14 protein-coding genes and 2 pseudogenes are annotated in these 20,821 nt (G+C 41.1%); 11 read left to right on the forward strand and 5 right to left on the reverse strand.

The features are described from left to right. Positions 1 to 190 precede the first annotated feature (190 nt). Positions 191 to 1,429, forward strand: coding sequence for a carboxyl-terminal processing protease CtpA (gene ctpA / locus QUB25_RS26425; protein WP_333187913.1), 1,239 nt, complete (start codon positions 191 to 193; stop codon positions 1,427 to 1,429). 225 nt (positions 1,430 to 1,654) lie between these two features. On the opposite strand, the gene QUB25_RS26430 is transcribed toward ctpA, so the two are convergent. Then, a complete protein-coding gene (locus QUB25_RS26430; RefSeq protein ID WP_333040994.1) occupies positions 1,655 to 2,071 on the reverse strand; it encodes a slr1601 family putative cell division protein in 417 nt (138 codons plus the stop codon). Positions 2,072 to 2,356: 285 nt separating this feature from the next. Then, on the reverse strand, positions 2,357 to 2,452 hold the full coding sequence (gene psaM, locus QUB25_RS26435; protein ID WP_015174804.1) for a photosystem I reaction center subunit XII: 96 nt from the start codon (positions 2,450 to 2,452) through the stop codon (positions 2,357 to 2,359). Between the two features lie 338 nt (positions 2,453 to 2,790). On the opposite strand from psaM, the gene QUB25_RS26440 reads away from it, so the two are divergent. Next, positions 2,791 to 3,561, forward strand: coding sequence for a TerC family protein (locus QUB25_RS26440; protein ID WP_333062497.1), 771 nt, complete (start codon positions 2,791 to 2,793; stop codon positions 3,559 to 3,561). 489 nt (positions 3,562 to 4,050) lie between these two features. Here QUB25_RS26440 and QUB25_RS26445 read toward each other — a convergent pair whose 3' ends face one another. Then, complete coding sequence (locus QUB25_RS26445) at positions 4,051 to 5,139, reverse strand: ABC transporter ATP-binding protein (RefSeq protein ID WP_333187917.1); 1,089 nt, start codon at positions 5,137 to 5,139, stop codon at positions 4,051 to 4,053. 126 nt (positions 5,140 to 5,265) lie between these two features. Between QUB25_RS26445 and QUB25_RS26450 the strand changes: the two genes are divergently transcribed. Together QUB25_RS26450 and QUB25_RS26455 are read left to right on the forward strand one after the other, a co-directional pair. Next, positions 5,266 to 6,987 carry an iron ABC transporter permease gene (locus tag QUB25_RS26450; protein WP_333187920.1) on the forward strand — a complete coding sequence of 574 codons (1,722 nt, stop codon included), beginning with the start codon at positions 5,266 to 5,268 and terminating at the stop codon, positions 6,985 to 6,987. Positions 6,988 to 7,044: 57 nt separating this feature from the next. Continuing rightward, positions 7,045 to 7,545 carry a pentapeptide repeat-containing protein gene (locus tag QUB25_RS26455; protein WP_333187922.1) on the forward strand — a complete coding sequence of 167 codons (501 nt, stop codon included), beginning with the start codon at positions 7,045 to 7,047 and terminating at the stop codon, positions 7,543 to 7,545. A 65-nt stretch (positions 7,546 to 7,610) separates the two neighbouring features. On the opposite strand, the gene QUB25_RS26460 is transcribed toward QUB25_RS26455, so the two are convergent. Next, positions 7,611 to 8,660, reverse strand: coding sequence for a Fe(3+) ABC transporter substrate-binding protein (locus tag QUB25_RS26460; protein WP_333187925.1), 1,050 nt, complete (start codon positions 8,658 to 8,660; stop codon positions 7,611 to 7,613). A gap of 469 nt (positions 8,661 to 9,129) precedes the next feature. Between QUB25_RS26460 and tnpC the strand changes: the two are divergent. After that, positions 9,130 to 10,675: pseudogene (tnpC, locus tag QUB25_RS26465) on the forward strand (IS66 family transposase). Positions 10,676 to 10,735: 60 nt separating this feature from the next. After that, a pseudogene (locus QUB25_RS29920) lies at positions 10,736 to 10,910 on the forward strand (IS1634 family transposase); the annotation flags it as partial. A 20-nt stretch (positions 10,911 to 10,930) separates the two neighbouring features. Here QUB25_RS29920 and QUB25_RS26470 read toward each other — a convergent pair. Next, positions 10,931 to 12,190, reverse strand: coding sequence for an ISAs1 family transposase (locus tag QUB25_RS26470; RefSeq protein ID WP_333187929.1), 1,260 nt, complete (start codon positions 12,188 to 12,190; stop codon positions 10,931 to 10,933). A 1,117-nt stretch (positions 12,191 to 13,307) separates the two neighbouring features. Here QUB25_RS26470 and QUB25_RS26475 point away from each other — a divergent pair. From QUB25_RS26475 to QUB25_RS26495, 5 genes are all read left to right on the forward strand, one after another. Next, positions 13,308 to 17,621 (forward strand): amino acid adenylation domain-containing protein, encoded by a 4,314-nt coding sequence (locus tag QUB25_RS26475; protein WP_333187932.1) that lies wholly within the window; start codon positions 13,308 to 13,310, stop codon positions 17,619 to 17,621. Between the two features lie 18 nt (positions 17,622 to 17,639). Beyond that, positions 17,640 to 18,578, forward strand: a complete 939-nt coding sequence (locus QUB25_RS26480; RefSeq protein WP_333187935.1) for a phosphotransferase — start codon at positions 17,640 to 17,642, stop codon at positions 18,576 to 18,578. Between the two features lie 10 nt (positions 18,579 to 18,588). Continuing rightward, complete coding sequence (locus QUB25_RS26485) at positions 18,589 to 19,461, forward strand: DMT family transporter (protein WP_333187938.1); 873 nt, start codon at positions 18,589 to 18,591, stop codon at positions 19,459 to 19,461. Positions 19,462 to 19,888: 427 nt separating this feature from the next. Beyond that, positions 19,889 to 20,248: a hypothetical protein gene (locus QUB25_RS26490; RefSeq protein WP_333187941.1), complete on the forward strand. Its 360-nt coding sequence runs from the start codon at positions 19,889 to 19,891 to the stop codon at positions 20,246 to 20,248. A gap of 13 nt (positions 20,249 to 20,261) precedes the next feature. Beyond that, positions 20,262 to 20,666, forward strand: a complete 405-nt coding sequence (locus QUB25_RS26495; protein WP_333187944.1) for a hypothetical protein — start codon at positions 20,262 to 20,264, stop codon at positions 20,664 to 20,666. Positions 20,667 to 20,821: the final 155 nt, after the last annotated feature.

The raw sequence follows: 20,821 nt of genomic DNA on the forward strand, positions 1-20,821 counted from the left end.
AAGCGAATCGCACCCTATTCCTGAGACGATCGCGTAATATCATCGACGGCCGATCGCCTATATTTATTTACAAGTGCCAGCGGGAAGCTCGCGAGCGTTCAAAAGGCGGGTTAAATCTGCAACAGCGTTCCCAGCGTACAAACGTAAAATACATAAAATGTAATACTTACTGGTATTTTACAGAACAATCATGCACAGACGAGTTTTCCAGATTGCTATTGTACTTTTCCTCCAAGTCGTCCTGGTTCTAGGCGGGTGGGCCCAGCCTGCCGCGGCGCTGACTCCTGAACAGCAGCTATTGAGCGAAGCTTGGCGAATTGTCAATCGCTCTTATGTGGACGACAGCTTCAACTCTCAAAACTGGTGGTCGATTCGCCAAAAAGCTGTCAAGGAACCGCTTAACGACAGACAGCAGACTTACACGGCGATTCAGGGGATGCTGGCGAAACTTGACGACCCGTTCACTCGACTGCTGAAACCCGAACAGTACCGCAGCTTGCAGGTCAACACTTCGGGAGAATTGACGGGTGTGGGGCTGCAAATTGCTATCGACCCCCAGACAAATACCCTGACAGTGGTGGCTCCTTTGGCCGGCTCACCGGCGGATAAAGCTGGCATCCAACCCCTCGATCGCATTCTGAAAATTGACGGCACTCCCACCTCAGAATTGAGCCTAGACGAAGCAGCAACTCGAATGCGCGGCCGCATCGGCACTGCCGTTACCTTGACCTTGGGCCGCGAGGGAAGGGACGCTGCTGAGGACATTGAGCTAGTACGCGATCGCATTGCTCTGAATCCGGTTTACGCCGAATTGCAGTCGGGTTCAGAAAATTTGCCGGTGGGCTACATTCGCTTGAGTCAATTCAGCGCTAACGCCACTGAGGAAGTCGCTCACGCGATCGACCGCTTGGAAAAACAAGGAGCCGCCGCCTACATTCTCGACCTGCGGAACAACCCGGGCGGACTGTTGCAAGCAGGAATTGAAATTGCCCGCTTGTGGCTCGATTCCGGGACGATCGTCTACACGGTGAACAGACAAGGAATTCTCGGCAGTTTTGAAGCCTCTGGACAAGCCCTCACTAATGATCCACTGATTGTTTTGGTGAACAAGGGAACTGCCAGTGCTAGCGAAATTTTGGCGGGTGCGCTGCAAGATAACGGCAGAGCTCAACTGGTAGGAGAAAATACTTTTGGCAAAGGACTGATTCAGTCGCTGTTTGATTTGTCTGACGGTTCTGGGTTGGCCGTGACTGTTGCTAAGTACGAGACACCGAACCATAAAGATATTAACAAGCTGGGGATTGCGCCCGATCGCGTAGTGCCTTTGGAACCTATCGCGCGCGATCAAATCGGCACCGAAGCAGACTTGCAATATCAAGCTGCACTGCAACTACTGAAAGAAAAAACCGTGCTGGCAAAGTCAGTATAAGCCGGAGTTTGAAGTTTTGAGCTTGCAGCAGGCGTCAATACACAGGTCTAAGTCTGTCTGTGCGTTTCCTTCGCAAGGACAGACAACAATGATCCTAAAAACTCTTTAACTCAAAAGTGATATCACGTCCGACAGATTCATCTGTCATTGTTCGCTGTGCGAAGCAATGACATAAAAGAATGATGCACATCGGACGTGATATCCAAACCCAAAACAGCCGTTTCCTTAAGGTTGCGGGGTTGATTCCTCGGCGTCGGGTACCTCGGCTTCTTGCAAAATCACCGGACGCTGCTGCGGGTCACCTTGGTTGCTTTGCTCTTGCATCACAGTTTTAGCAAGACTAGGGTCAAAGTAGCGGTTAAAGTCCGAGCGCGACTGATTTACTCGCCCTTGGGTAAGATTGACTTCAGCTTGGATTTCGTGCAATTTTTCTTGCACCGCCCGGTAGTGAGGCCAAAGCTGAAGCAAAGCAGAAGTGGCACAGACTGAAAGTACCATGTTGACTGCCAACTTGACGCCTGTTTCGGCCGCGAGGGTTTGGTGAGGGTAGGAACGCTGGCGGCTGCTGCTGCGACCTGGAGTAACCCGAGGGGAGTTTTTTACAGGACGCAGTGGGGTAACGGTGGGTTGAATCGCTTGCATAATGTTTTTTCAAATACCTGAGACTGACGTTTTAGAGTTCAACAGAGCAAATTCTGAGCTTAACGCACACTCGCCGCTGTTAGTCAGGGTGCTGACAGCCAAAATTGTTGAGACAAAGGTGACGCCTGAAGACGGAATTTTCCCATAAAAATGCCTGCCCTTGCAGTCTCGTCTTGCTGAACACAAACAATCTACTGCACTGGGGCAGCAATTGTCTGTATCTGTAATGCGAGAGATTTAACTGCTCAGGCAGGCGTTTTGCGGTTCGCAACTGGTGTCTGGAAACTATTTGTACAGTTCAGTTGACAGCCGGAAAGCCAAGATTCCGGGAATCAAAGCAATTACGAGCGCTACGTAGACTTGGGTATCTGTTAAAGACATATTCGCAAAACTCCTTTTCGCGGGGACGAGCTTTCACCAATTTGAGACAAATTGGCGCTTTTGGGAATCATTTGTTACAACTTGCAACACAAATAGTGGGTCCCGGGAGGAGTGGTATAGTGGCGCAGTGGCGCAGTGGCGGAGTTTTTGAGTGTCGGAGGGGGAGAATTTTTCCTTGTTTCCTGGGACTGCTTCCTTCGGACGTTGTTCGGACGATCGCCTCCCACAGAATTACCGCGTTAGGTTAAGATTTAAATGAAGGTGACACTAATGTTAGACAGAGCGGGTAATTTGCGCTGCGCTCTATCCTTGCCAATTTTAGGTGCACAAAATAGTTAATGCTAGATCAATTTCTCGACGCTTCACCCAATTTTGGAGTTGACGGCTTTTTATTATTGTTGGTTTTGGTGGCATTGGAGGCTGTACTTTCGGCTGACAACGCGATCGCCCTGGCGTCTATCTCTAAAGGTTTGGAAGATGCCAAGCAACAGCAACAGGCTCTCAACGTTGGTTTGATAATTGCTTTTGTACTGCGGATCGCCCTAATTTTAACGGCTACTTGGGTGATCCAATACTGGCAGTTTGAACTGCTGGGTGCTCTTTACCTGCTGTGGCTTGTTTTCCAACATTTTACTTCAGAGACCGACTCCGAAGGAGAACATCACGGGCCCCGATTTGCGTCTGTGTGGCAAGCAATTCCCATGATTGCTTTTACGGATTTAGCCTTTTCCTTGGATAGCGTTACTACTGCGATCGCTGTTTCTGATAACACTTTTATCGTCGTAACAGGCGCTACTATTGGAATTATTGCCCTGCGATTCATGGCCGGGTTGTTCATCCGCTGGCTGGATGAATTCGTTCACCTAGAAAGTGCTGGTTACATCACAGTTGGGTTCGTGGGAATGCGGTTGTTGGTGAAAGTAATTAATCCAGATTTAGTTCCTCCGCAATGGCTGCTAGTTTCCAGTATCGTCTTGATGTTTGTCTGGGGATTTTCTAAGCGTACTCCTGAGTCAGTCGAGATTGCAAAATCTCTAGAAATGGCTCTGAATCAGCCGGATTCAGAAGTTGCTGTGCGAGAATCACAAGGACAAAAGTCCGAAAATTAACATACTTTCATTTGAATAAAATTAGCTTAAATCTGTCAAACCAACAAGATTGAAGGCTGGTCAAAATGTGCCAAAGCCTTTCATACCGGTGACGTTAGTCCGGGGATGAAAGGCTTTTATTTTTTGGTAATATTGTTTCTTTCACTAGCAGATCGAACTCATTGGAGTACAATTAAGCCTATGGGAAGACCGTTATCAAAATCAGACTCAGCAATGGTTAGACTGGTGGGATAGCGAGGGGAATTGGTGGCTGAGGGGGTTGGCGGCATATTGGCGATCGATCCGGCTCTGATTTAAGCCTTGCTGGTGGCTGTATTTTTTGAGGAGAGGGAAAGAGGGCGATCGATGGGAAGGAGTTGCAGGCGATCGCATTTCACCTGTCCGGAAAAAATTTAACCTTCCTGTTGAGTGGCTGCAAGTAACCTTTTCTACATAAGACAACGGTTTTAGATTCTTTTTCGGAGAGGTTTATTAGCAATTAGCAATTAGCTATCGCTTAGGCTTACCGACAAAGAAAGCTAAGGGAGAATTATCACCACAAGATAACCGAACTTTAGAACCAATGGGAAAAACATTTTCTGTGGTTGTGAGTGCATATAACTTTTCGCCAGAAGGTGTTTTTAAACAATAACGATTTTCTCTACCTAAAAATTGGCGATCGCAAATCACAACAGCCGAATCTTCATCTAAGAATAAACTTAAATCTTCCTGCCGGATCATCAATTCTCCTTCGGTAGAAGCATCACAAGGAACCTTTACAAATGAATCTCCTTTAACAGCAAAACAACCTACTTCTGTTTCCCAAAAATCCTGCTTTAGCGATGCAGAAACAAAATTAGCTTGCGTCACAAACTCAGCCACAAATCGAGAGGCTGGTTCTTGATAAACTTCCTCTGGAGTGCCAAACTGTTCTAATTTGCCTTGACGCATCACCGCTACCCAATCTGAAATCGAAAGTGCTTCTTCGCGATCGTGAGTGACAAATACACCAGAGGTTCCCGTTGCTTTGAGAATCTCGCGGACTTCCTGACGCAATCTTAACCGTACTTGTACATCTAAATTACTCAACGGTTCATCTAGTAAAATAATCGCAGGTCTAGGGGCTAAAGCACGGGCCAGGGCCACTCGCTGTTGCTGACCCCCCGATAATTCATGGGGATAACGGTTTTCCAATCCTTCTAATCCCACCAACGCTAATGCTTCTGCGACACCTTTCTGAATATTATGCTTTGACTCTTTTCCTTGATGCGTCAAGCCAAAAGCTACATTTTTCGTGACTGTCAAATGGGGGAATAGTGCATAGTCTTGAAACACCATACCAATGTCTCGCTGTTCGGGCGGAACTGACATATTAACACTGGCTACAGTTTTTCCTGCTAAAGCGATCGTCCCTGCTTGTAGCTGTTCAAAACCAGCAATTAACCGCAGCAAAGTTGTTTTCCCACAACCCGATGGCCCCAACAACCCCAGTATATCTCCTTGATGTAAGGTCAGGGTGACAGATGCCACCGCAGGTGATGCTGCTTGGGAATACTGTTTTGTTACACCATCTAAATGCAGAATTATCGGTCGAGCCATTATTGCTATAAATAATCAACAACTTACTATTTTACAATAAACCAGTTTAGTGAGAGATTTTGTCAGAAAGACTTGACAAATGTTTACACCTACTGATAAAATAGCAAGCTAGACTTTTTACTAGCGATGAAAAATTCCCAACAATCACTACAACAAACAGGAATCAGGACAATCCAAGGGCGATCGACCTTACGCAGTTTATCCGCTAGTGGGTGGACACTTGCGGTTATCGCTTTAGCATTGCCGATCGCCATACCAGTTCTCAGTGTCTTATCAAGTATCTTTGTTGAAGCTAAAGATACATGGCAACATTTAACCGATACAGTTTTAACCGGTTATATCGTCAACTCTTTATTGTTAATGATCGGCGTAGGCTTTGGTGTTGTCGTGATTGGCGTAGGATGTGCGTGGCTAGTAACAATGTGTCGCTTTCGGGCCAGCCGCGTATTTGAATGGGCATTACTGTTACCCTTAGCGGCCCCAGCTTATGTTTTAGCTTATACTTATACAGACTTTTTAGAATTTTCAGGTCCAGTTCAAACTGCTTTGCGTTATATTTTTGGCTGGAGTTATGGAGACTATTGGTTTCCTAACGTGCGATCGCTCCCTGGAGCAATCTTAATGCTAATCTTAGTTTTATATCCCTACGTCTACCTATTAACAAGAGTTGCCTTTTTGGAGCAATCCACTTGTACGCTAGAAGCTAGTAGAATACTGGGTTGTAGCCCTTGGCGGAGTTTTATTACAGTTGCCTTACCAATGGCAAGACCAGCAATTATAGCAGGTTTAGCATTGGCTTTGATGGAAACTCTCAACGATTATGGCACTGTTCAGTATTTTGGAGTTGATACATTTACCACAGGTATTTATCGGACTTGGTTTGGCATGGGAGAACGAATTGCAGCCAATCAATTAGCGGCGATGCTATTATTATTTGTTCTGGGTTTAATTTTAGTAGAACGCTGGTCTCGAAGTCGCACTAAATATTATCAAGCTAGCAGCCGGTATCGCCAACTGCAAACTTATCAACTTAAAGGAATTAGGGAAATTCTAGCGGTAATTGCTTGTTTTTTGCCACTGTTTTTTGGTTTTTTATTGCCAGCAGGTCTTTTAGTCAAGTTGACCTTAGCTAATTGGCAACTCACTTTAGATGAACGTTTTTGGATCTTTGCCCGTCATAGTTTAATTTTGGCAACACTGACAGCAATTTTAGCAGTAGTTATTGCCTTGATTATGGCTTATGGCTTACGGTTGTATCCTAATTTAGGAGTGCAGTTTGGAACGAGAGTTGCGGCAATGGGCTATGCTGTACCTGGTTCTGTCATTGCAGTGGGGATTATGGTTCCCATTGGAAAATTTGACAATCTATTTGATAGTTGGATGCGTGAAAACTTCGGAATCTCTACTGGCTTGTTGTTAAGTGGTACGATCGCAGCTTTGGTATTTGCCTATATAGTTCGCTTCCTAGCTGTTTCTTTAAATGCGGTAGAGTCAAGTTTGAGCAAAATTAAGCCTAATTTAGATGATGCGGCGAGAAGTTTGGGTTATAGTCCGATGCAAACTTTAGTTACAGTTCATACACCAATGATGACGGGAGGTTTACTAACTGCCATGATGTTAGTATTCGTTGATGTGATGAAAGAGTTACCTGCTACTATAATTATTAGACCTTTTAATTTTGATACATTGGCTGTGCGAACTTATCAACTTGCCTCAGATGAGCGATTGGCTGAAGCTTCTGGCCCTGCACTCGCAATTGTTTTAGTGGGGATGTTACCGGTTATTTTATTAAGTTGGAAAATTGCGCGATCGCGCAAGTCTTCAACAGAGTTAACGGTTAACAGTTAACCGTTAACCGTTAACATTATCCCTTTACCAATCAAGATGATTAATAAAAATTCACCAATGTTTACCCGCACTACTGGCACAATCTTCTTCTTACTACTTACTGTTTTTGTCACCTTTGGATGTCAAAAACAAGTGGCAGGTCCCCTCGAAACATTACAAAAAACTAAGCAATGTCCAGGATGTGACCTGACTGATACCAAGTTAAGTGACATTGATTTAACAAGCGCTAATCTTAATGGTGCTAAGTTGGAAGGCGCTGTGCTAGAAAAAATCAAACTTAATGAAGCCTTACTCGATAGCGTCAATCTCAAAGGTGCAAATTTAAAAGGTGCTTCTCTGGAAAAAGCAGGTTTATTTTCTGCGGATCTCACAAATGCTGATTTGAGTAATGCAAATCTCAAGGGGGCTTTTTTGCGAGGGGCAAAACTGAATAATGCCAATCTCAGTAATGCCGATTTAAGTGAAACTGACTTAAATAGTGCTGATTTGACTGGGGCAAACCTGAAAGGGGCAAATCTGAAAGGTGCTATAATGCCGGATGGTAAAATTAAAAATTAAAGTTGATGGGATTCGGCGGTTGAAACCGCCGAATCACAAAGAGTAGCTTTTTGTTCAAAAAGCCTCTATTTCCATCCTGCCCGATCGGCAATCTTTAAAGCTTCGGGGTTATTTTTCCCAAACACATCAGGGTTGAGAGGGTCAGATTTGAATGTACCAAAACTGGCAACCGTAGGATCGATCGCCACATTTGAAATCACAGGGTATTCGTAATTACCCCTAGCAAAAATTTGTTGCGCTTCGCGACTGGCTAAGTGTTCCAAGAATTTGATCGCGCCTGCTTTGTTACGCGAGGTTTTGACTACACCGGCACCACAAATATTGACATGAGTACCTCGATCGCGCTGGTTCGGGAAAAATACACCTACTTTCGCCGCGATCGCTTGTTCTGCTGGATCTTTCGATTTCATTAAGCGAGCTACATAATAGGTATTAACAATGGCAATATCGCCTACCCCATCAGCAACCGCCTTGATTTGCGCTGTATCATTTCCCTCTGGAGGACGCGCAAAATTAGCCACCAATCCTCGCGCCCAAGCTTCTGTTTTTTGAGCTCCATGAGCCGCTAACATAGCCCCAACCAGAGACTGATTATAGATATTAGTGGACGATCGCACTAAAACTTTGCCTTTCCACCGAGGTTCTGTCAGCGCCTCATAGGTTGACAACAGGGAAGGGTTCACCTTGCTTTTGTTATAAACAATCACCCGTGCCCGACGCGATAGACCAAACCAGAAACCTTGAGGATCTCGCAAACTTGCTGGAATTGCCGATGTCAGCACTTGTGAAGACACAGGTTGCAGAATACCTGCTTGTTTTGCCCGCCACAAACGCCCACCATCCACCGTGATGAAAACATCAGCAGGGCTATTTGCACCTTCACTTTTGAGCCGTTCAATTAGTTGGTCAGCCTCCGCTTCAACGAGGTTAACCTTGAGCCCAGTTTTTTTGGTGAAGCTTTGGTACAACTCATTATCAGTGTCGTAGTGACGTGCTGAATAAAGGTTGAGAGTGCCGGTTTGGGCTGCGACAGGGGCTTTTTTGCTTAGTTCCCCCACTGCCACGACAGCCATTGCTGTACCGCTGGCAAGAAAAATACGCCGAGAAATGCTCATTGTTCTATAATAATAGATTTTTTCATCTGGTAATTGACACGATGGTGTATCTACAGCCATCTATAGTCATTGCTATACTATATTAATGCAAGTAATTCTTATTTGATGATCGAGAGCCTAAGTATTTTAGGGGTGACGCACCCGTGGTCAGAAATCCCGTCTCGACTTCGCTCAACAGGCAATTTTTTTACGAAAAGACTTTGTTATAGCCCGCCGATTAGGTAAGAAATTTGGCGTTGCTCAATTTGAGGATGATTGTAGGGTGTGCCGCCTGCTGTGAAAATACACGGCTTCGGGCTGATGGGGCGATCCACAAAAAAAATCAAAATCATGCTGTTATTACGCAACGCCAAAAAATTTGCTTATGAAGGTCTTGATGCGTCCAGGACTGTATTTATGACGTAACCGTTCAGGGGGGGTAGAAGAGAAATAGTCCAAAAAGGGGAGAAAATCTGATAAATTAAGTGACATGGAAGAAAAGCGCGTCAACCACTTAGAGCAGATATCGCCAGAAGATTGGGGAAAGACTCCAACCAGTGTCAAAAAACTGGTGGAGGCAATGGCGCAGCAAATAGAACAACAGGAAAAGAAACTAACCGAAGTCCTGACAGTTCAAGACCAGCTCCACCAAAAAAATTAATCGGACATCAGAAAACTCATCATCACCACCATCTTGCGGCCCACCGGGATTTGGAAAAAAGCCGCAAAAGACAAAAAGCGGTAAAAAGCGAGGGGGGCAGCCTGGTCATAAAGGAAATAGCCGGGACTTATACCCCATAGAAGAATGTAGCGAAGTAATCGAGCATCATTCACAAGAATGCAGTAATTGTGGAGCCACCCTGACTGGAGTTGATACAAACCCCTATCGTCACCAGATAGTAGAAATTCCACCCATCAGTCCCATAGTCATCGAGCATCGTTTGCATCAATTGACCTGTAGCGGATGTGGCACAAAGACTCGTGCCAGATTAGCATTCGACGTGAACCCAAGTGGTTACGGAGTCACAGTAGTGGCTCTAGTAGCAGTATTGAGTGGAGTGTACCGCAACAGTCAAAGAATGGTACAAAGTGCCATGCAAGAAGTATTTGGGATTTCAATATCATTGGGAACAGTCAACAGACGGAGACTGGAAGCAAGTAACGCCGTGGCAATCTGTGTAGATGAAGCCAAAGATTATATTCAAAACGCCAACGTCGTCGGAGCCGATGAAACCAGCTTTAATCAAGGAAATATTGATGGTAGTAATCCTGAACAAAGAAAAGCACAGGTTATGGGTTGCAGTCACCCCCCTAGTCACATTTTTTGAAATCGCCCTCACCCGTTGTACTCAAGAGGCAAAGAATTTATGGGGTGAAAACTTCAGGGGAATTTTGAACTCTGACCGACACGGTGCTTACAACTGGGTAGACTTGGAACGTCGTCAATTGTGTTGGGCGCATCTGCGACGGGAATTTATTAAAATATCGGAACGGACTGGAGTCTCGGCAGAATTGGGAACTGCACTGGTGAAACAGCAACAGAAGTTGTTTGAACTTTGGCATCTCCGTCAGAGATGGTACTTTATCTAGTGGTGATTTTGGTGAGTTGGTTCAGGAGATTCGCTCATCTATTACAGCCACTTTACTCGAAGCTGACATATACCAAATCACATCGCGGGACAAAACTCCCGAGTGCAAAAACAGTTCGCACTTGTCGTCAACTGCTCAAAGTTGAGCAGGCAATGTGGTTGTTTGTTACCACTGCGGGTGTCGAACCCACTAATAATGCCGCCGAACGCGCCCCACGTCCTGCCGTGCTCTGGCGACGTACCAGTTTTGGTTCTCAAACTCAAGCTGGTAGTGTTTTTGTAGCTCGGATGCTTACTGTGGTGACAACCCTGAAGTCTCAAAAGCGGAATGTTTTGGAGTTTATGACTCAGGCTGTTGTTGCTACTCGTGGTGGTACAGCCACTCCTTCTTTGCTTCCTGACGCTAATAATTGTTCTGATGATTCTGACTTGTTGACGGCTGCCTAATTTTATTCTTTGATTTTGGGGGTGGTTTTTTGTCTTCTTTATACCCCCTGAACGCTTACCTTTCTCAAGACTCCTCAACGAGTAGCTGCGCTAGCAATGTTAATGGGTTTGTGTTTGCTGGTTTATAGTTTAGGTCAACGTTCCCTCCGTCACGCTCTCGATCGGGCTCAACAAACCATTGATAATCAAGTAGGTAAGCCTACGACCAAACCAACTTGCTCGGTGGGTGTTTCAATCAGGGTAAGAGCATCTTAATTAAGCTTGACACAAAGGCTCAGAAGAACCTAACATATGATCGGCGAAACAAGAACTCAGAACAAGAAACATATAATCATTATTCATAGCTGCCCGTTTCATTTTTTGTCTGAGACTACGTTGACAAGTTTGTTCGCGACTGAGAGCATTAAGCGCGATGCGTCTGATCAGAGCAATATTCCGAGGACTGTGACCGGAACGAATTCTACAAGCGTCCTCACCAAAAGTACAATCGAGTGTCCAATGAGCCTGATTTTCAATACTCCAATGTGTGCGGATTGCTTGACCTAAAAGTTCGGCATCATGTTCTAAAGAAGTCAGATAAAAAAGAACCTCACTTGTGGTTTTATTCCAAAGATGACGGACACGGACAACCATGACGACACTTTTGAGTCCCGCCCAAATTCGGGGCTGATAAAGTTCGCCAATAGCGGCAATTGGTACAGCCCAAACTTGGCGCTCTTCTATCCGATGATGTGCTGAATTAATCTTTTTGTCGTAGCTAATATCAACAGATTTAAAATCCTGTATAGCCGATTCTTCAAACCATTTTGTAACTTGAGAGTATAAAGTCGGATGGTTAGCTTTAAGTGCCAGTACATAATCCGCCTTTTTCTCAATAATCTTTTGGGCAATTTCAGTTTGTGTCCCCATAGCATCAATAGTGATAATAGAACCTGTGATATCTAGCAACTCTAACAATGCGGGAATGGCAGTAATTTCATTGGATTTATCTTCAACCTTCATCTGGGCAAGAACTAGGCGTTGCTCGCTAGCCCATGCACTAACAACATGGAGTGCTGATTGACCTCGCTTGCGGTCATAAGAACCTCTAATTGTCTTACCATCTATGGGAATAACTTCGCCCCCCATTGAATTAACTAAGGTTTCTACCCAACCAAAAAAGCATTGATGCAAGGCCTCTGGAGCGATGAACTGAAATACCCTACGAAATGTATCAGCAGAAGGGATACCGTTCGGTAATTCCAAAAACTCTTCTAACCATGTTTGTTTGCTGACACCATAATTTTCGATGTCTTCCCAGCCTTGCGCCCCCGCAATTATTGCTAAAATTGCAATCACTAAGATATCGGTGAGTTGATGTTTTTTAGTTCGTTCTATTCGATGGTCTTTGAGTTCTCCAAAGTGCTTTAATAGACTCCGTTGGATATCTCTCATTTCTGGCACATCTTTCTTCAAAGTCTGAGCGTGAGAATTTTTATTAGCATCAGCAGGTTTAATTTGAAAACCCTGAGACATTTTAGTATTCCTTGGTAATTTTTGGGAGAGCCTAGCTGTTTTTAGCCCCAAGGGCGGGCGAACTTATTAACAAACAAGTATAACTCATACTAAATCTAGATATTGTCACCTGCCTTTTACCATAAGTGAAGTAATTTTTCAAGTACACTTTATACAAAATTAGATGCTCTTACCCTGGTGTTTCAATGTTTCATGTCAATTCATTTGTTGACAATTAATGGTGTCAAGCACATTACCAATCTGACGCAAGAACGATTGTGGATTATCCAATTCTTTGGCGCTCCTTGCCGTAAATATTATCTTCTCTCTTGAGCTCCTGTGCCATCTAAATTGCAAAAATTCCCGGACGATCGTGCTACTTGCGGAATGTGGGTTGTAATTCTTTAATGATTTTTTGCAGCCCCAACATCATTTCTACCAGTTCAGTTTGGCTCAACTGCTCTATTTCGGTTTTTCCTTCGGTTTTTTCCTTCTATTTTTTCCTTCTGTCTGGTGACTGCGGGCCTTTTCATTTGTTTATCTTTTGACCTGAATCCTTACCTCACAATTAACGCATTTTGGTTTTCAATCGTGTTATAGAATCTCATTTTAACTGGCATGACTATTTAACTCACGCCCTAGCCTCCATTTTTAGCAATGGACAACCCCTGGTAATGCTTCGTTACACAATCCTCTAAGCGTTTATACTCATTATTGTCTCGAAAGACGGACTTTGAGCTACTCAATTCGCGTATGTACCAGTTGAGAGTGCGGAATGTGGGTTTTAACCATTGACGAGCCAGGTAAAGTTCGTCAGCTAGAACACTGACTCTACATGGAAAACGCTTATTTATGCTCCGCACCCTACTATCCCCCTTTAAATGCCGAACAGCTTATATCGAGTGTACTTACGTAAATCCTGTTGTTAATAAATGTTACAAATAGGCTCGTTTATGAAGGAGCGGTAGTTTTATGTGAGATTTTAATAAGAGAGACCAGGTTACCGCTCGGAGCAAAGTATTTCTGTCTGACAGTAAATTGTTGACAAAACGCGAGCGTGCCAGCGTAACTAATTATACGACACTTACAAGTAAATTATTACTCAACCATACCTTCTATCACAGAAAGTTATTTCACTATGGCTACACAATATACCTCTATCTGTATTCATAACTTATTTGAAATCCAAGTAAATAAAAATCCGTTAAATGTTGCTGTAACTTTTGAAAAAGAGCACTTAACCTACCAAGAATTAAATGAACGTTCTAACCAGTTGGCACACTATCTAAAAAGTTTGGGCGTGCGAGCGGAAGTGATGGTAGGAATCTGTTTAGAGAGAACAATCAATACTGTTATTGGACTTTTAGGTATTTTAAAAGCTGGTGGCTGTTATATACCATTAGACCCAGCCTATCCCCAAGAACGTCTCGCTTATATAGTAGAAAATTCCCAACCACTAATATTATTAACTCAGCAAAGTTTATTGGCAATTTGTCATAATATTCTTCCAGATCAACAATCAAATCTTGAAAATCAACAAACTATCATCGTTAGTATTGATAGTGACTGGGAAAAAATCGCTCAATGCAGTCAAGAAAATCCTGACAGCACATTAACCTCAAGAAATTTGGCATATACAATTTATACTTCCGGCTCTACAGGTAAACCCAAAGGAGTGCAAATTGAACATCAATCCGTTGTCAATTTTTTAATTTCTATGATTCAAGAACCGGGAATAACGGAAACCGATAGACTTTTAGCAGTAACAACTATATCATTTGATATCGCAGCTTTAGAAATCTACTTACCATTGAGTGTAGGAGCAAATGTAATTTTAGTAAGTCAAGAAAATTCTACCTACGGACCGAAGTTAATCGAACAAATAGAGGAAACAAAAGCCACCATCATCCAAGCTACTCCGGCTACTTGGCAAATGCTTCTAACATCTGAATGGAAAGGCAATAAACAATTAAAACTTCTGTGCGGTGGTGAAGCACTTAACCAAAAACTAGCATCTCAATTACTGGAAAAAGTAGCTAGTCTGTGGAATATGTATGGACCAACGGAAACAACGATTTGGTCAACGGTTTACCAAGTAACATCAGCTACCGAAAAAATACCTATTGGTAAACCCATTGCTAATACTCAAATTTACATTTTAGATCGGCATTTACGGCGTTTAACAGACCCACTTACTCCTGTACCTTTTGGTGAAATAGGAGAATTAAGTATTGGTGGCGAGGGTTTAGCTAGAGGTTATCTCAATCAGCCTGAATTAACACAACAAAAATTTGTTCCGAACTCTTTAAGTAATCAACCTGGATCGCGTCTTTACAAAACGGGAGATTTAGTTCGTTATCTTCCCGATGGAAATATTGAATATATAGGACGTATAGATAACCAAGTAAAAATTAGAGGATTTCGCATCGAGGTGGGAGAAATTGAAACCCTACTTCATGAACATTTTTTAGTAAAAGAAGCTGTAGTCAATGCGCGGGAAGAAAATAATGGTGAAAAACGCCTTGTAGCATATATTATTCCGAATCAAGATACTGAAAAGACAAATATTTCCGACACTGAGACTGATGCTCATCGTTCCCAAACTGAACAATGGCAAAAAATCTGGAATGATGCTTACAGTCAATCTAATCCTGAAGAAGATCCCACTTTTAATATTAGTGGTTGGAATAATAGCTATACAGGTTTACCAGTACATCCAACAGAAGTAAAAGAATGGGTTGAACATACAGTTAAGCGGATTCTTTCCTTAAAACCCAACCGTGTTTTAGAAATTGGTTGTGGGACAGGGATGTTACTATTTCGCATAGCTCCTCAGTGCGATCGTTATTGTGGAACCGACATTACAAAAGCATCAGTACATTATATTGAAGAACAATTAAATAAACAAGGGCAAGATTGGTCAAAAGTCAGCCTTTATCAAACATCAGCGGACAATTTAGAAATATTAGCAAATCAATCTTTTGATTCTGTAGTTATTAACTCAGTTATTCAATATTTTCCCAGCATTAATTATCTAGTCAAAGTATTAGAAGAGCTTGTGCATAAGGTAGAGTCAGGGGGTTTTATTTTTGTGGGCGATGTACGCTCTCTCCCCTTATTAGAAACCTTCCATACTTCTGTGCAGTTATATCAAGCTCCCTCGTCTTTATCAACCAAACAACTAAAACAACGTATTCAAAAACGATTAAATCAAGAACAAGGATTAGTAATAGACCCTGATTTTTTTCGGGCTATTAAACAACATTTACCCCAAATTACTGATGTTGAAATTCGGCTCAAGCGAGGACGCTATCATAATGAATTAGTACGTTTTCGTTATGATGTAATTTTGCGTGTGGGAACTCCCAAAACAAATATAGAACATTCGTGGTTAGATTGGCAACAAGAGAGTTTTACTTTAGAGAAATTAAGTCAAATATTAGCAGAAATAAATCCTCACACTTTAGGAATCCGTAACATTCCTAATGCCAGAATTTTTGCTGATGTAACCGCTCAAGAAATATTAGCTCAGAAAGATTGTCCTGATACTGTGGCACAATTGAAAGAATTAGTAGAAAAAGCTAGTCAAAATGTAGTAGAACCTGAAGATATTTGCGAGTTAAGTGAAAAATTCTCCTATATCGTTAATATTAACTGGTCGCAAGATCAAGCCAATGGTTGTTATGATGTAATCTTCAAGCATGAAGAAGCAATCTTCACCGATACACCGGACAACGATCGCAAAATATCATCCCCTGTCTTCTTAAAACCTTGGTTGGTTTATGCTAATAATCCTGTAACGGAAAACTTCACACCGCAGCTAGTTCCACAATTACGCAGTTTTCTGAAACAAAAGTTAGCTGACTATATGATTCCTTCTAATTTTGTCATAATGGAGAGTTTCCCTTTAACTCCTAATGGTAAAATCGATCGCCGTTCCCTTCCAGCACCTACTCATAACCGACCAGTTTTAGAGTCACCTTTTGTTCCTCCTCACAATACGATTCATGAAGAATTAGCTGAAATTTGGTCAGAGGTGTTAGAAATTGAACCCGTGGGTATTTATGATAATTTCTTTGAACTGGGAGGACACTCACTATTAACGGCTCAAATTTTTCACAAAATTCATGAGGTTTTCCAGTTGGATTTATCCCTGCTTTCCTTCTTTGAGAATCCGACAATTAGTGGATTAGCTGAAACCATTGAAAATTTACGTCAGGGTAATCAACAGAATCAACAGATAGGCCAAATCGTAGATTTATCAACAGAAGTTGTTTTAGATGAAATGATTAAGCCATCAGTAAATTTAATCCAACCCTCGGCCACTCCTACTAATATTTTATTAACCGGATCAACTGGGTTTTTAGGTGCGTTTTTGCTACAACAACTGTTAGAGCAAACTAAAGCCAACATTTATTGTTTAGTTAGAGCCGTTAATTTTGAAGAAGGTAAACAGAAAATTGCTGAAAATTGGCAAAAATATTTGATAAGAAATGAGGGTTTTACAGACCGTGTAATTCCCGTTTTAGGGGATTTATCTCAGCCTCTTTTGGGACTCACTCAATCAGAATTTAATAATTTAGCAACAGTAATAGATGTAATTTATCATAATGGAGCATTTGTTAATCTGTTTTATCCTTATTCCTATCTAAAATCAGTTAATGTTTTAGGTACTCAAGAAATACTCAGATTAGCTGTTAAAACCCAGCTTAAACCCGTACATTATATTTCTACTCTGGCTATTTTTGAATCGGATTTTTATGCCGGAATGAAAGACATTAAAGAAAATGATCCTTTAGAAAAAACTGAGGGTATGAATGATGGTTATGCACAAAGTAAGTGGGTAGCAGAAAAGTTAGTAAAACTTGCTTTAGATCGTGGTATTCCTGTGAGTATTTATCGTCCAGGACAGATTTCAGGACATAGTAAAACAGGTGCAAGCAATACTAATGATTTAATGTGTCGTTTGTTCAAGGCTTTTGTTTTACTAGGAAATGCTCCTCAGATGGATTGGATAATGGATCTCGCACCTGTGGATTATGTGAGTAGTGCGATTATTCATTTATCCCAACAAAAAGAATCTATTGGCAAGACTTTTCACTTAGTCAATGCTCAATCTTTATCCCTGAGTAATTTAATTGAAGAAATTAAAGCTTTGGGTTATTCTATTCAACAAATTTCTTATCTTGATTGGCAAAAAGAATTTCGGGAAGTAGCCAATCATTCAGTTGATAATTTTCTGAGTCCTTTATTACCAATGGTGACTGAAAAGATACCTGGAAAAGATGTGACATATTTAGAAACTTCTTCGATGACATCTCAATCATTTGATTGTGAAAATACAATTAAAGGATTAGATACAACCTCTTTGATTTGTCCCGCTGTGGATCAACAATTAATTGCTACATACTTTGATTATTTTCATCAAAGTGGTTTTCTAGTTAAAGAATAGTTATCTAATAAACAAACTATGAATTTATTTGAAAACCAGAAAAATATTTTGCAAATACTTACAAGTATTTGTCAAGATTTTAATCTGGGAAGCTACATAAGTAGCACGGTAGTAAATGTGGGATATGAAGACTTGAATTATATTTTAGAATCATCCAGCGGTAAATATTTTGTAAAAATTTTTCAAAATAGAGCTAAGGAAGATATAAATAGATTAATTAGTTATATTCTAAAAGCCATACAAGGAGGGGTACACCATCCTAAATTCTACGAAGGAAATCAAGGATATTTGTATAATAAAGATGATTTAAGTCTTTGTGTGCTTGAATATGTAAATGGAAAGAGTTTTTACGATTTAAACTTAAAACCATCTTTTGATGAGCTGAGGTTTCTTGCCCAACAATCAGCCTTGATTCATCAAATGGATTTAAAACCTATGCCAACTTATAACCAATGGGCATTAGTAAATTTTGTTAATGAATATAATACAAAAAAATCTTATTTAAAAAAAGACGATATTAAGTTTATAAAACCATTATATAAAATATTTGGTCAAATAAATTTTGAAAAATTGCCCCATACATTTGTACATGGGGATATTGTTGCTACCAATGTATTAAAAGATAAGAATAATAAAATTTATATTATTGATTTTGGTGTTTCCAATTATTACCCTCGCATCATTGATTTGGCAGTCATTATGTCTAATTTATGCCTAGTAGAAGATAAAAATGAAACTATTTATCGTGCAAATATTTTAATAGAAGAATATCAAAAATATACAAAGCTTTCTGATGAGGAGATTGGCTTACTTCCAATTTTTACTAGAGCGGCAAACGCCTTACATATTTTAGGTGTTAATTATGAAGAAACTAAAAATTCTACTAGCAAACATTCTAAGGAAAATACATATTGGCTAAATCAAGGAAGGCTTGGACTTAGGCAATATATGGAGTAAACAAAATATTATGTGGATAATATTAGCTTTAAGTGCAATGTTAATGTGGGGGGTTTCGGATGTACTATATAAAGCATCAATGAAGGAAGAATCAAGGTTTACTATATATGTAGCCAATTCTATAATTTATGGTTTGTTTGGGATAATATATGCTCATATTACAACTTTTGATTTTAAATTTGTGTTTGATTTTAATGTATTTTTAATGATACTGCCATTAGGCATGATTCGATTAATATCTACATCGTTTTACACAAAAGCAATGACTTACACCTATTCATCTATTGCTAGTCCAATAATGAGTAGCACTACTGTGTTAACTACCCCACTTGGTATTATTTTTTTAAATGAAAAATTGACTCTACCTCAATTAATTTGCGTAATTATTTTGGGATCATGTATTGTATCTATAGCCTTAATAAAAAAGAACAGTCATACTGAAAATAACAATTTGCATCATTTTAGAGGCGTACTATTTTCAATTTATTATCTTCTCTCTGTGAGTACAATGTATTTTTTTGCGAAGCTTTATGTTAATACATATAATTCGCGCATTCTTGTATACTATTACAGTATCGGTGCTATTGGTTCGATGATAATTTTTTTGATATTTACTGGAAAATGGAGAAATGTCCAACCATCTACCGTAAAGAATAAAATAAAAGCCTTGCTCGCCATAGGAACAAATATGGGAGGATATATTTTGTATGTTTCTGCATTAGAAATAAACAGTATTTCAACAGTACAACCCATTGTATTTTCTTATTCGATTGTTGTATTAATACTTTCAAAACTTTTTTTAAAAGAACATTTATCGTTAAAACAAAATATCATTATGGTGATTATGATTGCTTGTATTACAGTGTTAAGTAGTCGGACATAATTAAAATACACCATTTCATTCAGTACACTATTAAATTACACTATGTTATTGAGAGAGGAACGCACTCAAGAAAAGCAATCTCAATCGTTTCAACTTTTGCTTTGTTGAGAGTAACTGGAGTTTAGACTAAAAAAGAGAGAACGGTGGCAAAAGAAAAACTTGAGCCACCGTTAAGGAGAGAATGAGGGTGAAAAATAAAACCCATCCACTCTCTAAATGAACAGTGAACGATTAAAGGACTTTCGTCAAGCAGCATACGAGTTATTGGTGCGAGCGAAGGATGCAACATTCGAGCTGATAGATGCAGTGATGACCACCAGGAATGCGTCATGTTTAGCGGAATTTTCGCGAGCGTCCGTTATTCAGTCGTCAATGGTCAAGCATATACGAAGCCTTACAAGACAGTAGGCCAGACCGGAGAAAACTAATGGAGTTGTATATTAAGCAATTAGAGCAGGAAGCACCTGCAATGGAACATATGTTAGTAGCAATCGACCATACCGCATGGGGGAGACCAGATGCTAAAACATTAAAAGACAGAACCCATGAATATCAGGGGGGCGTAATTATTGGACAAGGATACAGCACAATTGCGTGGATACCCGAAGCAGAAGGAAGTTGGGCACTACCGTTGCTGCACGAACGGATGAGCAGTGCAGAATCCCCAATACAAAAAGCGGCAACACAACTGAAGCTAGTCTGCCAACAGAGCGTCAATCCAGTATTAGCAGTTTTAGACGCCCGAATATGGCAATGCAAGTTGGGTACTAGCGATAGCAGATATTGAAGCTGATTGTTTAATGAGAGTCCGAAGCAATGCCTGCTTGTGGTCAGCACCACCAGCCTATAGTGGTCGCGGCAGACCACGGAAACACGGGTTCAAAATCAAGCTCAACGACCCAACCACATGGCTCGAAGCGGATACTGTGATTGAAATTGACGAACATCCGCAGTTGGGACAAGTCCGAGTTAGGCAATGGCTTGACTTACATTTTTATCGTGCAGCAGGACAGAGAGTCAATTTAATCCTTGTGGAAAGAATGAATCTCATGTCAAGCGGTCAGCCGTTTCCACCCTTGTGGTTGGCTTGGGTCGGAGAGCGCACTCTACCCTTAGAAACTGTTTGGTTTAAGTATTTACGACGTTTTGGAGTGGATCATTGGTATAGATTTGCATTCGCAACGATTACATTGGACATTACCTAACTTAAGAACTCCCGAACAATCAGAGCGGTGGAGCGATTTAATGCCGTTGATGAGTTGGCAACTCTGGCTGGCTAAGGACTTATACCAATTTCCTAAAGTTCTGCTACAGATAAGGCATCTAAAATGAATTGCCATCCCGTCAAAGAAGCAATGAC

This window comes from Microcoleus sp. B3-D7 (assembly GCF_036705305.1).
In the GTDB taxonomy this organism is placed as follows: Bacteria; Cyanobacteriota; Cyanobacteriia; order Cyanobacteriales; family Microcoleaceae; genus Microcoleus.